General features: G+C 54.8%; 15 protein-coding genes. 2 read left to right on the top strand and 13 right to left on the bottom strand.

Annotated elements, in window-relative coordinates; all coding sequences use genetic code 11:
- Positions 1–7: 7 nt before the first annotated feature.
- The 13 genes from KNP67_RS01250 to KNP67_RS01190 all read right to left on the bottom strand — a co-directional run bounded on the left by KNP67_RS01250 (position 8) and on the right by KNP67_RS01190 (position 12,871).
- Complete coding sequence (locus KNP67_RS01250; RefSeq protein WP_021066877.1) at positions 8–1,045, bottom strand: rod shape-determining protein; 1,038 nt, start codon at positions 1,043–1,045, stop codon at positions 8–10.
- A gap of 193 nt (positions 1,046–1,238) precedes the next feature.
- Complete coding sequence (locus KNP67_RS01245; RefSeq protein WP_214755740.1) at positions 1,239–2,075, bottom strand: DUF2785 domain-containing protein; 837 nt, start codon at positions 2,073–2,075, stop codon at positions 1,239–1,241.
- Positions 2,076–2,261: 186 nt separating this feature from the next.
- Positions 2,262–2,885, bottom strand: coding sequence for a RadC family protein (gene radC / locus KNP67_RS01240; RefSeq protein ID WP_235420135.1), 624 nt, complete (start codon positions 2,883–2,885; stop codon positions 2,262–2,264).
- A gap of 29 nt (positions 2,886–2,914) precedes the next feature.
- On the bottom strand, positions 2,915–3,502 hold the full coding sequence (locus tag KNP67_RS01235; RefSeq protein ID WP_251130757.1) for a Maf family protein: 588 nt from the start codon (positions 3,500–3,502) through the stop codon (positions 2,915–2,917).
- A gap of 138 nt (positions 3,503–3,640) precedes the next feature.
- On the bottom strand, positions 3,641–4,348 hold the full coding sequence (locus tag KNP67_RS01230) for a hypothetical protein (protein WP_058763221.1): 708 nt from the start codon (positions 4,346–4,348) through the stop codon (positions 3,641–3,643).
- Positions 4,345–5,988, bottom strand: coding sequence for a pilus assembly protein PilM (gene pilM, locus KNP67_RS01225; protein ID WP_214755738.1), 1,644 nt, complete (start codon positions 5,986–5,988; stop codon positions 4,345–4,347). The genes KNP67_RS01230 and pilM overlap by 4 nt, the downstream gene beginning before the upstream one ends.
- Positions 5,989–6,000: 12 nt before the next feature.
- A complete protein-coding gene (locus tag KNP67_RS01220; protein WP_214755737.1) occupies positions 6,001–6,753 on the bottom strand; it encodes a prepilin peptidase in 753 nt (250 codons plus the stop codon).
- Between the two features lie 88 nt (positions 6,754–6,841).
- Positions 6,842–7,303, bottom strand: coding sequence for a prepilin-type N-terminal cleavage/methylation domain-containing protein (locus KNP67_RS01215; RefSeq protein WP_052090090.1), 462 nt, complete (start codon positions 7,301–7,303; stop codon positions 6,842–6,844).
- A 142-nt stretch (positions 7,304–7,445) separates the two neighbouring features.
- The gene (locus tag KNP67_RS01210; protein WP_214755736.1) at positions 7,446–8,663 is read right to left on the bottom strand and encodes a type II secretion system F family protein; all 1,218 of its coding nucleotides are present in this window, start codon (positions 8,661–8,663) and stop codon (positions 7,446–7,448) included.
- Between the two features lie 4 nt (positions 8,664–8,667).
- Entirely contained in the window at positions 8,668–9,702 is a 1,035-nt protein-coding gene (locus KNP67_RS01205; RefSeq protein WP_021066866.1) for a type IV pilus twitching motility protein PilT, read from the bottom strand.
- A 4-nt stretch (positions 9,703–9,706) separates the two neighbouring features.
- On the bottom strand, positions 9,707–11,365 hold the full coding sequence (locus KNP67_RS01200; protein ID WP_214755735.1) for an ATPase, T2SS/T4P/T4SS family: 1,659 nt from the start codon (positions 11,363–11,365) through the stop codon (positions 9,707–9,709).
- A 1-nt stretch (position 11,366) separates the two neighbouring features.
- The gene (locus KNP67_RS01195) at positions 11,367–11,648 is read right to left on the bottom strand and encodes a hypothetical protein (RefSeq protein ID WP_214755734.1); all 282 of its coding nucleotides are present in this window, start codon (positions 11,646–11,648) and stop codon (positions 11,367–11,369) included.
- Entirely contained in the window at positions 11,645–12,871 is a 1,227-nt protein-coding gene (locus tag KNP67_RS01190) for a G5 domain-containing protein (protein WP_131471086.1), read from the bottom strand. Before KNP67_RS01190 ends, KNP67_RS01195 begins: the two co-directional genes overlap by 4 nt.
- A gap of 163 nt (positions 12,872–13,034) precedes the next feature.
- Between KNP67_RS01190 and KNP67_RS01185 the strand changes: the two genes are divergently transcribed.
- Positions 13,035–13,484: a prepilin-type N-terminal cleavage/methylation domain-containing protein gene (locus KNP67_RS01185; protein WP_131471085.1), complete on the top strand. Its 450-nt coding sequence runs from the start codon at positions 13,035–13,037 to the stop codon at positions 13,482–13,484.
- Positions 13,432–13,995, top strand: coding sequence for a PilW family protein (locus KNP67_RS01180; protein ID WP_214755733.1), 564 nt, complete (start codon positions 13,432–13,434; stop codon positions 13,993–13,995). The genes KNP67_RS01185 and KNP67_RS01180 overlap by 53 nt, the downstream gene beginning before the upstream one ends.
- Positions 13,996–14,001 lie beyond the last annotated feature (6 nt).

Raw genomic sequence — 14,001 nt, 5'->3', positions numbered from 1 at the left:
TCACCACTCATCGACGCGACGAGATGCCTGATTTTGAACGGAGGACGTCCATCATTTCAAGAGATTTTCCTGTCCCGATGGCGACGCAATCGAGCGGCTCATCCGCGACGAGTGTCGGGATGTGTGTCTCATCTGAGATCACGTCATCCAAGTTTTTAAGGAGTGCTCCACCGCCTGTGAGGACGATGCCGCGGTCCATGACGTCAGCCGCAAGTTCCGGTGGCGTCTGCTCGAGTGTTTGTTTCACGCCAGCGAGGATCGCTTCGACCGTATCCGAGAGTGCTTCACACACTTCAGCAGCCGAGACTTCGATTTGTTTCGGAAGACCTGTCACGAGATCGCGACCACGGATTTCCATTTTCTCATTTTCGTTCGAAGCGTCGATGCGAGCCGAACCGACTTCCATCTTGAGCGTCTCTGACGTCCGCTCCCCGATCATGAGGTTGTATTTGTTTTTGATGTAACGAATAATGGCGTCATCCATTTCGTCACCGCCGACACGAATCGATTGGCTCGTCACGATGCCGCCGAGTGAAATCACTGCGACTTCGGTCGTACCGCCACCGATATCCACGACCATCGAGCCTGTCGGTTCCCAAACTGGGAGACCGGCACCGATTGCTGCCGCGAACGGTTCTTCGATTGTGTACGCTTCACGCGCGCCTGCTTGCTTGGCTGCGTCTTCCACGGCACGTTTTTCAACTGACGTGATGCCGCTTGGCACACAAATCATGACGTTCGTCTTCGATGAGAACAAACCGCTCTTCGACTTCTGCGCTTGCTCCATGAAGTATTTGATCATCGTCGCTGTCGTTTCGAAATCGGCGATAACCCCATCTTTCATCGGACGGCGTGCCGTGACGTTACCCGGCGTACGTCCAATCATATCCTTGGCCTGGTTACCCACGGCCTCAATTCTACCTGTATCTGTACGGAACGCCACTACCGACGGTTCACGAACAACGATGCCTTGACCTTTTACATAAACGAGCGTATTTGCCGTTCCAAGGTCGATTCCGATTTCTCGGTTAAAACTACGAAACATACGTGCTGCTCCTCTCTTGGTTACACTATTTTTTATTATAACGGAAAAATCATGTTTGAAAACGTTCATTCGATTACAGGTTATTTACAATAACGTTCATCTCAGTCCTGTCTCACCGTATATTAGTGTGCCTTCTTTTCGACAAAAACGCAAATCAAAAAGCAAGCGCGTGAAAGCGCCTGCTTAGACTTCGTCACATCTGCTTCAACGTTTCGGATACGGCGGTTTGAAGCATGGGTCGATTCGTTTCACTCAATTTTACGAAAAAGCTCTTCAGAAACGTTTTCATGTTATGGACGACATGCCAATACTGTTCGGGCCCGAGTTGCTGTTTTTGGGCGCTCAGTTGAGCCGGCAAGCCGTCTAATCGATCGACGATTTCGTGCTCGTCCATCCCGCGTCCGAGCAAGGCGAAGATGGGATTCAACAACCGCTCATCCTCGTCATGCACGTATAAGCTCGGAATCATCACCTTGTCCCACAACGCCTCGAGCATCTCGCCGAACTCGGACTCGTCGAGGTGCGGATGCAGGACGAGCTCGTCGAACGCGTCGGCCACATGGGCAATCGAATGAGCCCACCCTTTCCCGGACACGTACCCTCTCATGTCGATTTCACAATCGAGATACGCCAAAAGTTTCGCTTTCAACATGTCCAGGTCCGTTTCCGATAAAAATCTCTGTTGCCGGTCCTGATACAAAATCAAGGCGATCAACAGCGTCGAGAACGCCCGTGTGAAGACGGTGTCCGATTCCGTCTCCCCGATGCCGTGGAACAAATGATATTTGAGCGTCGTCTGGAACATGTCCGTCACCTGCTCGTTCGTCAACTGCTCGTCTTCGATGATGAATCGATAGAATAACGTGTAGATCAACTGATCTCGAAGTTCGGGATCCGTCGAGCCAATGTGATGGAGCATGGATTGGATAAGCCTAGTTTCGTCTAACTCTTCCAGATTCGTCGCTCGGTTTTTGATATCTGTCAAAATCACTTTCGAATCAAGCTCGCTATAAATAGTCTCTTCATTCATGTCTGATCACATTCCCTCTTCGTAGGTCGCATGTAAACGTCTACTCTCGGTGTTCGACGACCGGTTGAACGATTCCTGTTACGGACCAACAACATCTAAAATATGGCTACGATGAAGACGGCGACTGAGCGTCAGGAAGTATGAAGTCTGAACAAAAAAGCAGACGCATATGCGCCTGCCCACCGTTCACCCGTTCATATACCCGCGTTGCTTCATGCTGACGTAATGGTCCTCCCCGATGATGACGTGATCGAGGCAAGCGATGCCCACGATATGACCGGCCTCGACGAGCCGCTCCGACACTTCGATATCTTCCCGGCTCGGGGTCGCGTCCCCGCTCGGATGGTTATGCACGGCGATGAAACACGCCGCCGACAGTTTGAGCGCCTCGCGGAACACGTCGCGCGGATGGACAATCGATGAATTGAGCCCGCCGACGAACAGCGTCTTGCGGGCGATGAGCTGGTTCTTCGTGTTCAAATACAGGCAGATGAAGTGCTCCTGATTCAACAGCCGGAGTTCATCACGGAGCAGTTCATAGGCGTCCTGCGGCGAACGGATTGTCGGCGTCTCCACTTTCGGTTCCTCGACGTAACGGAGACCGATCGCAAACGCCGCGAGCAACTGCTCGGCTTTCTTCTTCGTCATGCCCTCGATTTGACAGAGGTCGCTCACAGACGCCTGCGACAGCGCCCGGAGCGTCGGATATACGTCGGACAGCCGTCGGGCCGTCTCGTGCGGGTCGCCACCCCTGCCCCCGATTTGGAGCAGCCGGGCGATCGCGGATTCAACACTTCGGTCGAGCACCATGGTCATTCCTTCACCAACTTTCGCTTCATTCACAGAAAGCGCGGCGATACCCCGTGTCGTTCGAGCGTCTCGACGAGTGGACGAATCGGCAGACCGACGACGTTATAAAAGTCTCCTTCGAGCCGTTCGACGAACAGACCGCCCGATCCTTGGATGCCGTAAGCGCCGGCTTTATCGTACGGCTCCGTCGAATCGAGGTAGCCGTCGAGCCACGCGTCCGGGATGTCGATGAACGTGACGTGCGTCGTCGTGACGAACAAGTCCTGCCGCTCGGGCCCGATGATGCTGACGCCGGTGAGCACTTCATGCGTCGCTCCCGAAAGCCGTTGTAGCATGGCTCGCGCATCGTCCCGGTCTTTCGGTTTCTCTAAAATCGTCCCGTCTAAGACGACGACCGTATCCGAGCCGATGACGATGGCGTCACGGTTGTCGCGGGCGACGTCCATCGCTTTCTCGCGGGCGAGGCGTCCGACGTACTCGTCCGGATGTTCCCGTCCGTTCGTCCCTTCGATGACGTTCGAGGGGATGACTTCATGCGTGATGCCGGCCTGGGTCAACAGCTCGGTCCGCCGCGGCGACATCGAGGCAAGGATGACACGTTTCTGTGTTGGTTTCATTGTAACGACTCCTTCCATATGTGCGTAACGGGCTTCTTTTCCGTATCACACTTCACTGTAGATTGTAGGCAAACGGGCACGCGAATACAATCAGAGACCTCTCAAAAAAACGCCCCTTCTTTTCGAAGGGACGTGCGGTCACGGTGTCGTATAGTCGTACACCGGGATGTCTTTCGGTGTGAACGTCTGGGCCGGTACGTAGCGGTCTTCGACGAGTTGATCGAGGTCCGGGCGATAGAACGCATCGAGTTCGACCGTGAAGTCGAGCGGCTCAGCCGTCTCGGTCGTGTTCGGTCCCGTCTCCGTAGGTCCAGTGAATTGGACCGTGCGCAAGATGTGAATCCGGTTCATCGATTCGACCGACTCAAGGAACAGGACGAGCGACTCGTACGTGTCCGCTTGGAGCGACACCGTCGAGCGGACCGATGAGGCGTTGACCGGCGTGATTTCAACCGGTTCGGCCGGTTCAGCCGTCGCACTCACATCGTTCGGTTCCGGCTCGTCGATGTCTTCTGGTACTTCCGATTCAGCGATGATGCCGTCGGCGAAAGCGATGCTCGTCACGCGAACGTCAGACAGTTGGCTCGCCTGGGACAGCGTCTCGACGACCGTGTCGAGGGCTGCTTCGGTCGGGACACGCGTCTGCAGGCGCTGCGAATCGGCGACGTCGACGACTTCGCCTTCTTGGCGCAACAGTTCGAGCTTCGTCTGTTCGAGCGACAGTTCCCGTTCGAGCGACTTGACGTTGCCTTGGTGGATGAAATACTGGTAACCGAAGTAAGAAGGTACGGCGATGGCCGCGAACAAACAGATTGTGAAAATCAAATAAATCGTCGAGCGTTTCATTCGCTCACCACCTCCTCATCGGTCGTCTCTTCCGTCTCGCCGTCCGGTGTCTCACCATCTGGGCTCTCCCCTTCCGGCGTCTCCGGTTCGGCATCGATGAACGTGAAGGTGAACTCGCCGATGTAGCGTGGGAGCGGTTCGTCTGTCGAATCGAGCACGCTCGGCGACAGCGTCGAATCCGTTTCGGTATCCGTCTCTTCCTGTTCCGTCTCCGCTTTCGTCTCGGTCGTCACGCCGAGCAGTTTGACGTTCTCAAACCGCACGTCGTTCAAGAGCGAGCGTTGGAACACGTTCAAATCGGCGAGCGTCTCGAACTGGGTGCGCACGCTCATGAACGAACCGTCGGCGTAGTTATATGTCAACACGTAGCCCGTCGGTGGCAGTTGTTCCGTCAAGGCCCGTAGTGCTGGCACGGCTAACTTCTCTTCGGCCGTGAGCGCCGTCACCGTCTGGTCGAGCGATAGGACTTGCTGCCCCTTCGAGTTCACTTGCTCGGTTTGATAGATGCGGACGAGCTGCAACTGTTCTTCGACCTGGGCCTCGTTCTGTTTTAATTCGTTCACTTCATAGAACAAGTAACCGGTCGCCCCGCCGCCAATCAAGAGCGCGAGCAGGCTCGCGATAATCGGCCACCGGAGTGTCACATCGGTCGAGTTGATGAAGTTGGCGTCGTGCTCTTTGTCAAGCGTCGCCATTCCGAGGAGCGGCAACATCTGGTGCGACAACGGTGTCGCATGAGAGAGCGGGAGCGGGTCGTCGATGCGTTTGACCGGCACCATCGCCTCGCTTTCAATCGTCCGAACAAGGTCGTCAAGGTTCGGGACCGTCCCCGAGACGAGCAACTCGTCAATCGGACGTCCGTCCGTCCGGAGCGAGTAGCGATAGAAGTCGAGGAAGCGAGCGAGTTCGTTCAACCACTCGTCCGTCTGCGTCGCGAGCGTCTCCTTCGAGCCGCTATATGTATACGTGATGATTCCGTCCGTCGTCTCGGCGCGATACGGGAGGTCGGTCTCGATGGCCCGGATGAACCGGACTTGCCCTTCCTCGAGGACGAGCAACTGGTGCGCGAACGGTGTCACGTGCCAGAGGAGTGTTGATTTGAGCGGGTCGAGCGTCTCGATTCGGCTCACGCCGTTCGCGATCGCGACCGGGCGTGGGACGATTTTCTTCAATTGGAACCCACGTTTCTTCATGTAGGCGCGGATGGCTTTCGTCAAATCGACCGAGACGGCGTGGAGCATGACCTCGGTCTTCGTCTCCGTCTCGCCGAGCACCTCGTAGTCGAAGGCGACGTCGTCGAACGGCAAGATGATCGAGCTGCCGATTTCCATGAACAGATAGCCTCGAATCTCATCTTTCGGGATCGTCGATGGAATCTCGACTTTACGGGACAATACCTCGGTCTCGGCCATATCGACGGCACAGACCATCCCTTTTCGTACTTTCAGTTTACGGCACAGTTCATCGAATGCGAGACCGAATGCGTTCTCGTCTTCAATCCGTCCCCCCACGTACGCGCCTTTCGCCAATTGGACGGACGCGCTGCGTTTGAACACGCCTTGTTTAATCACGGCCCCGTGGATGCTGAGCGCATCGAACGAGAAATACGCGACCGTTCCTTTCTCTATAGACCGGCTCATGCTGGTTTCCCCCTACATCAAATCAAAATACCAATCAAAGAAGCGTTCGCCGAACCAAAACGTCAGCATCGTGCCGAGTGCGATCGACGGCACGAACGGAATCGGCTGTTTGCGATCCATCCGTTTCAAGCCGATGAGCGTCAATCCGACGATCGCGCCAATCAAGCTCGATAAAAAGAGTGCGACGAGGACGTCGCGCGGCCCGAGAACGAGCCCGATTACTGTAAATAGTTTGACATCGCCGGCCCCAAGTCCCCCCTTGGAGACGAAAAAAACGGTGGCGAGGACAGAGAAACCGAGTGCCGCCCCGGCAATCGGGCTCCACCATGCCACACCCGCGCTATAGGCGAGCAACATGAGGACCGGTGCCGTGAACAGCAAAATGACGTTCGGGACGAGCATCGTCGACAAATCCGACATCGCTAGTGCGAGGAGCGTCGATAAGAAGACGAAGGCGAGAAGCGTCGTGAGGCTAAAGCCATACAGCCAGAAGCTATAAGCGTAACCGACCGCTCCGAGCAGTTCAAAGAGCGGGTACGTCGGCGCGATCCGCCCGCCACAGCCGCGGCATTTCCCGCGCAGGAACACGTAACCGAAGACCGGAATCAGTTCCCAAGCGGATAAGACGTGTCCGCATGACGGACAGTGCGAGCGCGGCGTGACGATGGACTGTTTGCGTGGCACTCGGAGCCCGACGACGTTCGTGAATGACGTGATGACGGCCCCAAGGACGAGGCTGTAAATAAGTCCGATGAATTCAACCAATCAAGGTCACTTCCTTACTTGTAAGTATATGCCAAAAAAAGAAAACCGGCTAGACTGAGCGAGTGCCCAGCGCCAGCCGGAGGAAATATTATTTTACTGCAACAAGATTTGCATCTTCTTTGTTTAATGACCCTTCAGAAACTCCAGTGAATTTGTACTTTGTGCCCTCTAAGTTAACAGCGTAATTAAATTTCCCTTTTGTAGTAGCATCCTCAGTGATTACAACATTAGATGCTTTATATGCTGCATCTCCAAATGGATCTTTTAATTGAGAAAGGTACTGTTCGCCATTCTTACCTGCTGCAAAATCAAGTGTTCCTGCTTTTGGGTTCGAAGCTGTATATAATTTCGCTGCACTTACCATCTGTTTCGCATCGGCAACCATCGCGTCCTTCTTCGAGTTCTCGATAATCCCACCGATTGCGACAACGGCGATGGCTGCGATAATCCCCAAGATAACGACGACGACGAGCAACTCGACGAGTGTGAGTCCGCGCTCATCTTTCAATTGTTTGGCATCTTGCCAAATCATTTTCATTTTCTCTAACATGATTCATTCTCCCCTTTTGTGTGTTGTGCTGTGTTGTGTGCTGCATGCATTACCTTTGACCTAATAATAAGTAGAACAATTTTACTATACATTCAAAATTTAGGATTGAAAAGATACAAATCTGCAAATAAATAAAAAGTTTCTACTGATTTTGGATATCGCCATAAATTTGGAACATCGGGACGACAATCGCGATGACGATGACGCCAACGATGCTCGCCAAGACGACAATCAACAGTGGCTCGATAATCGATTTCAGGCGGTCTGTCGTCGTCTCGACCTCGGTCTCATAAAACTCCGCGACCTCGTTCAACATCGAGTCCAAATCCCCGCTCTCCTCGCCGACCGCAATCATTTGCGTCATGAGCGGTGGAAAGCTATCGTTCCGTTCGAGCGGTTCATGGAGTGGAATTCCTTGTGCCATCATCTTGCGTGCTTGAGCAAGACCTTTACGGATGACACGGTTCGAGACGATCTTCTCGGTGATCTCAATTGCCGATAAAATCGGGACCGCCGCTTGCAGCAAGACGGCCAAACTTCGCGTCAATAACGCGATTTGCGATTTTAGGACAATTGGACCAAAAATCGGCATCTTCAACAACAATCCATCAATCACATACCGTTCCTTATCGCGCTTCAACATCCAAGTGAAGATGAGCAAGGCGATAAGGGCCCCACCGAAGATGAGCCACCAATAGGCGGCGACGAAATCGGATACGGCGACGACGATGCGCGTGATGAGCGGGAGTTCCCCGCCGAGCTGTCCGAAGATGCTCGCGAACGTCGGGACGACGTTGACCATGAGGAACGCGACAACGCCGATGGCGACGATCGACACGACGAGCGGATACGTCAACGCCGAGATGACTTTCCGTTTGACGTCATATTGTTTTTGGAGCTGGAGCCCGATTTGGTCGAGCGCCTCCTCCAAGTTCCCGCTCGCCTCACCTGCGAGTGCCATCGAGCTGAAGAAGTTTGAGAACACGCGCGGATGCTTCTTGATCGCCTCCGAGAAGGCAATCCCTTCGCGTAAATCGTCCTCGACTTGGCTGAGCGTCTTCTTCAACACTTTCGATTCGGACTGGACGCGCAAGATGGACGTCGCCCGAACGATTGGCACGCCGGCCCGGATGAGCGTCGCGAACTGGCGCACGTACATAATCAAATGTTCAATCTTGACCCGCTCAGGGAGCAAGTTCACTTCTTTATTCAATCCGGTCGACTCGAGTTCAGCGAGCTCGGTGACGAGAATCGATTCTTGGCGCAGCTTTTCTTTCGCCTCCCGGAGCGAGACGGCGGTGACCCGCCCTTTCTTACGCTTTCCGTTCAGCAGTTTGCCTTCGTATTGGAAGATGGCCATTCAGTCACCTCTCTTCATTTGGTACGGCGTTCGGGTTGATGACGCCTTGACGGACGAGCTGTTCGATTGCCATGTCCATCGTCTGCATCCCGTTCTGCCGGTTCGTCTGGATGACGGTCGGGAGTTGGAACTCCTTTTCATTCCGAATCAAGTTGGCAACGGCAGGATTGCCAATCATAATCTCCATCGCGGCGACACGACCTTTCGGGACGTCGACGCGCGGAAATAGACGCTGACTGACAACACCGAGCAGGACGTTGGCGAGCTGGGTCCGAATCTGGTCCTGTTGCTCGGCCGGGAACGCGTCGATGACCCGACTGACGGTCGACATCGCGCTCGACGTATGGAGCGTCGCCATGACGAGATGCCCCGTCTCAGCGGCCGTCATCGCCGTCGAAATCGTCTCAAGGTCACGCATCTCCCCGAGCAAGATGACGTCCGGGTCTTGCCTGAGCGCGGCCCGAAGACCGTCGACGAACTTCATGACGTCGGAGCCAATCTCACGCTGGTCGACGATGCTCTGATCGTGCGAATGCAAATACTCAATCGGATCTTCGAGCGTGATGATACGTTTGCGCTGCGTGCGGTTAATCTCATGAATCATCGCGGCGAGCGTCGTCGACTTCCCCGACCCGGTCGGACCCGTAACAAGGATGAGCCCGTATGGCTTCTCAATCAACCGCTTTAACACTTGCGGCAAATCGAGCTCGTTCATCGTCGGGATTTCCCCGGAAATGGACCGGAACGCGATGGCGACCGTGCCCCGTTGGTAATAGGCGTTGACACGAAACCGCGATACGCGCGGCACTCCGAACGAGAAGTCGAGATCGCGCTGCATCTCCAGCCGGCCCCGCATTTCTTCGGTCATAATCTCTTTCAAATAGCTCTCGATATGGAGCGGCAACACTTTCTCGTCACCCATCGTGATGAGACTGCCGTCGACCCGGATGATCGGCGGCGAGCCGGCGGTCAAATGGATGTCCGAGGCGCGTTGTTCGACCGCTTTCGTTAAAATCACTTCAATCGACTGATGGATCATAGGCTCACTCCGTTATCACTGTTCTCAATATCTCTTCGGTGTTCGTCAGCCCGAGTGCGACTTTCTCGAGTCCATCGGCGAGGAGGAAGCGGACGCCTTGTGCTTTCGCATAGGCGACCATCTCGGCCTCCGTCGCTTGGTTCATAATCAATCGGCGCAATCCTTCGTCAATCGGCACGACCTCATGGATGGCGAGCCGGCCGCGGTACCCCGTGAAGTTACATGACGCGCATCCGTTGCCGCGCATGATTCGTTCGACAGGGACGCCTTCAGCCGCAAACAGTTCCTGTTCCCGTTTCGAGACGGGCTGTTCGTGGCCACAGTCCCGACAGACGCGACGGACGAGCCGCTGGGCGACAAGTCCGGACGTCGAGGCGGCGACAAGGAACGGTTCGACCCCCATGTCGATCAAGCGAGTGATCGAGCTGATGGCCGAATTCGTATGTAACGTCGATAACACCAAGTGACCGGTCAATGATGCCCGGATGGCAATCTCGGCAGTCTCGGTGTCACGGATTTCCCCGACCATGACGATGTTCGGGTCTTGTCGCAAAATCGAACGGAGACCCGACGCGAACGTCAAGCCGACCTTGGCGTTGACTTGGACTTGGTTGATGCCGTCGAGCTGATACTCGACCGGGTCCTCGACCGTGATGATGTTCTTCGATTCATCGTTCAATTCGCGCAGCGACGCATAGAGCGTCGACGACTTCCCTGAACCGGTCGGCCCAGTGATGAGGATAATCCCGTTCGGCCGTTTCAGCATGTCGCGGTACACCACCTCGTTCTCGTCGCCGAAGTCGAGTTTCGTCAAATCGGTCAACCCTTCCGATGAATCGAGCACCCGGATGACGATTTTCTCGCCATACATCGTCGGGAGCGTCGAGACGCGGAAGTCGTAAGGGCGGCCCCGAAGCGTATATTTGATGCGTCCGTCCTGCGGCAAGCGGCTCTCGGTGATGTCTAGGTTACTCATGACCTTGAGGCGCGTCAACATGACACTTTGAATCTTTTTCGGATAGATGGCTTCGGTTCGTAAATCACCGTCGACTCGAAGACGCACGTGCAACTGTTTCTCGTGCGGGTCGAAGTGGATATCTGAGGCTCGTTGGTCGATGGCGCTCAAGAAGAGCTGATTGACGAGACGGATGACCGGTGCGTCATCTCGCGACACCGTCTCCTCGCGTTCGAGTTCCGGCGCTTCTTCTTTTAAAATCTCGATGAGTGACGCGTCCATCTCGTAATAGCGGCCAATCGTCTTACGAATCTGTTCGCGTGTGGCGATCCCGACCTCGATGTTCATCCCGGTCTGAAGCCGGACGTCATCGATGGCAATCAAGTCAAGCGGGTCCGACGTCGCGATGAACAACGTATTGCCTTGTAGCGAAATCGGCATGATGTCATGTTTTTGGGCGATGACTTTCGGGACGAGTTTCGTCACGGTCACGTTGATATCTTCTGAATATAATGAAATGACCGGCACGTTCAACTGTTCGTGCAACACTTGAATCAATTGCGTCTCGGTCAAATAGTTTAATCGCATGAGCGCGTCCCCGAGCTTTTCCCCGGTCCGCTTTTGTGCGAGCGCTTCGTCGAGCTGGCCTTGCGTGATGATACCCGCCTCGACGAGCATCTCGCCGAGCCGTTTTTTCATTCTTCTCAACTTACTTCACCATCCTCTGTGGTACCTCCTGTGCGACGTCTCGCTGTTCGATGAACGCACTGAGTGCCGCACCGCCGGCCAAACCGAGGGCGAGGAGGACCCACGCCCACCACGTCCGCTCGAGCCCTTCGACGTACAGGCTATAGACGCCGAGCGATAGCACGGCGACGAGCAATACGATGACCCCTTTCGTCTCGCGTTTCCGAACGTACGGAATCGACAAGGCGAACACGGTCAATGTGGCGAGTACCCAAAAGGCGATCAAAATTAAATATCCGATCATCCGACTGCCCCCTCACTTGGTACCGGATCTGTGTCATGAACCGGTGGCTGTTCTTCAAACTGATTCAATCCGTCATCTTCTACATCGTCATCGAACGGGTCATCTTCCAGTGTTTCATCTGGGAAAGTTGGGATGACCGGTTCGACAGGCTCTGGAGGTGGGAGCGGGACGGAACTTTTCGTCACAATCTCCGGAATCGGCTCGTAAAAATCGAATCCGAGCAGTTCAAGCGACTCGCCCGTATCCGTGATGCGGACACGGTATAGCTTGCCTGACTCACCGGTCTGTCCGGACTGGGTCACAGACGAACTACCAGCTGTAAGCGATGGCGAGAAGCGGACGATGTTTTGGTACGGGACGCTCGTCACGTCTTCGACGCGCGACTCGTACGCTCCAACGAATACTTTACCGAGCAATTGGACCGTCATCGCGTTCCCTTCTTCGAGTACGATGAGCGCGTACGGTGTCTGTTCCGTGTTCTGGACAGCAAAGTTCGAGCGTTCGTCGATTTTGACGTCATAACCGAGCTCGATGCCGGTCGGGAGCGTCTCATGTTGCACACGTTCAAGGATTTGGAACGGTGTCGCCGCAAACAACTGATACATCGATGACCCGAGCGTGCTGAGCGCGTCAAAATCTTCCCCGAACGCTTTCAAGCTGAAGATGTCCCCGGCTTCCATCTCGAAGCCGTTCATCCGTTCGAGTGCCGAGCGCATCGCTGGTGTCGGACTGACGGTGATCGAGGCGACGACTTCGCTCTCCGTCGCCGTCATCTCGAGGACCACATCTGAGTTCAAGTTCGATGCCGCTTCGACGAGCGGTGGTGTCACCATCGATAGCGTCACCGGTTGATTCTCTAAGTAAGGCGTCAACCGCTCTTCGTCGACCGTCGTGACGAGCGGATATGTACCCGGTTCAGAAGCCGTCTTGAGCGTCGCATCGACGTTGAATGAGACGACGTCCTTGCCGACTTCGAGGGCCGTCCCATCAACGAGCGTCACCGTGAACGGCGTGTTGTTGAAGTCTTTGATGGCGTTATCGAGCCGGACGACCGCCTCTTCCTTCGTCATCCCCGACACATCGATGCCGGCCACGGTCGTCTCTTTATATGTAGCACTCGTCTTCGCCGAGGCGTCGAGATAGTTCACGAGCCCGATCGTCGGCAATGACACGAGCAGGACAAGTCCCGCCAGGATGAACAAATGCATCCCATATCGCTTCATTCCATTTCCCCCTCTATTTCAAGTCAAATGAGACTTTTGAATTACTATCCGTTCCCACTGTAACTTTAGTATAATATGCATTGTACAGAAAATAACAATTATTTCAGGTTAAAAGTCTCTTTTTTCCTATCTTTAAATGAATTTTGAAAAGGAGGTCAATGCGTTGAACCGTTCCGAACAAGGTTTCACGCTCGTCGAAGTACTCGTCTCGATCGTCGTCGTCTCGATCCTGGCATTATCGCTCATGAATATCTTCTCCCAAAGCTTGCGAATCACCTCCTCGGATCTTGACCGGACCGTGGCGAACCAAGTCGCCCAAAACACGCTCAATACATTGAAGCGCCGGGCAGCCGAGACACGGGACCCGATCGATATCGCGGCGCTCCAACAGACACCGGCCAACGTCTGCGATTTATGTGACGTCACGATCAACGGGCGCGCCTTCGATGTGACCATCCTCTCTCCGGGCAATGAGCCGGCCGCTGACCTCGTCAACGTCGAGATTACCGTCGCCTCGGAGACGTTGCTCCAACCGATTACGTTGAAAGGAGTGGTGACGAATGCGACGCTTCAAGATAAATTCCCTGAGACGGACGTTCCGGAGCTTCCGTGACCGTGAGGACGGCGTCACGCTCGTCGAGTTGTTGCTCGCACTCATCATCTCTGCCATCTTCGCCGGCATCGTGATCACCGTCTTCTTGTCCGGCTCGCTCGGTTTCCGTCTGACGAACGATACGAGCTCGCTTCGAAGCGAGGCCGACTATTTGATCACGAGTGTCCTCCAAGACATCAACCGGACCGAGTTCGACGCCTTGACCGTCAACGGGGATACATATTCGTTCCACCGTCTCCATACCCCACGCATCTCGACGGAAGGGATCCTGTATCGTCAAGGCGATTATATAGAGGACGCCGTTCTCGAGCTCGACCCGTCGAGCTTTGTGACGAACAATCCTGACGTCATCGTTCAGTCCGTCGACATCGACCTCCGCGACGAAGTGACCGATCCAAGGCGCGGACGTGAGGCATATATCACTTCTGGATTGATTGAAATTCAAGTGACACTCGCCTCTCGTGAAGATACGACGCTCGTTAAAACATTCACGAGCACCATCCCGTTATGAAAAGAG

The organism is Exiguobacterium sp. s157, from assembly GCF_018618205.1.
Lineage (GTDB): Bacteria > Bacillota > Bacilli > Exiguobacteriales > Exiguobacteriaceae > Exiguobacterium > Exiguobacterium chiriqhucha.
The sequence above is the reverse complement of the archived record's forward strand: the minus strand, read 5'-3'. Positions and strand labels throughout refer to the sequence as shown.

Coding starts and splice junctions, on each gene's coding strand:
- KNP67_RS01250 (WP_021066877.1), bottom strand. CDS start 1,045: ATGTTTCGTAGTTTTAACCGAGAAATCGGAATCGACCTTGGAACGGCA.
- KNP67_RS01245 (WP_214755740.1), bottom strand. CDS start 2,075: ATGAATGAAGAGACTATTTATAGCGAGCTTGATTCGAAAGTGATTTTG.
- radC (WP_235420135.1), bottom strand. CDS start 2,885: ATGGTGCTCGACCGAAGTGTTGAATCCGCGATCGCCCGGCTGCTCCAA.
- KNP67_RS01235 (WP_251130757.1), bottom strand. CDS start 3,502: ATGAAACCAACACAGAAACGTGTCATCCTTGCCTCGATGTCGCCGCGG.
- KNP67_RS01230 (WP_058763221.1), bottom strand. CDS start 4,348: ATGAAACGCTCGACGATTTATTTGATTTTCACAATCTGTTTGTTCGCG.
- pilM (WP_214755738.1), bottom strand. CDS start 5,988: ATGAGCCGGTCTATAGAGAAAGGAACGGTCGCGTATTTCTCGTTCGAT.
- KNP67_RS01215 (WP_052090090.1), bottom strand. CDS start 7,303: ATGTTAGAGAAAATGAAAATGATTTGGCAAGATGCCAAACAATTGAAA.
- KNP67_RS01210 (WP_214755736.1), bottom strand. CDS start 8,663: ATGGCCATCTTCCAATACGAAGGCAAACTGCTGAACGGAAAGCGTAAG.
- KNP67_RS01205 (WP_021066866.1), bottom strand. CDS start 9,702: ATGATCCATCAGTCGATTGAAGTGATTTTAACGAAAGCGGTCGAACAA.
- KNP67_RS01195 (WP_214755734.1), bottom strand. CDS start 11,648: ATGATCGGATATTTAATTTTGATCGCCTTTTGGGTACTCGCCACATTG.
- KNP67_RS01190 (WP_131471086.1), bottom strand. CDS start 12,871: ATGAAGCGATATGGGATGCATTTGTTCATCCTGGCGGGACTTGTCCTG.
- KNP67_RS01180 (WP_214755733.1), top strand. CDS start 13,432: ATGCGACGCTTCAAGATAAATTCCCTGAGACGGACGTTCCGGAGCTTC.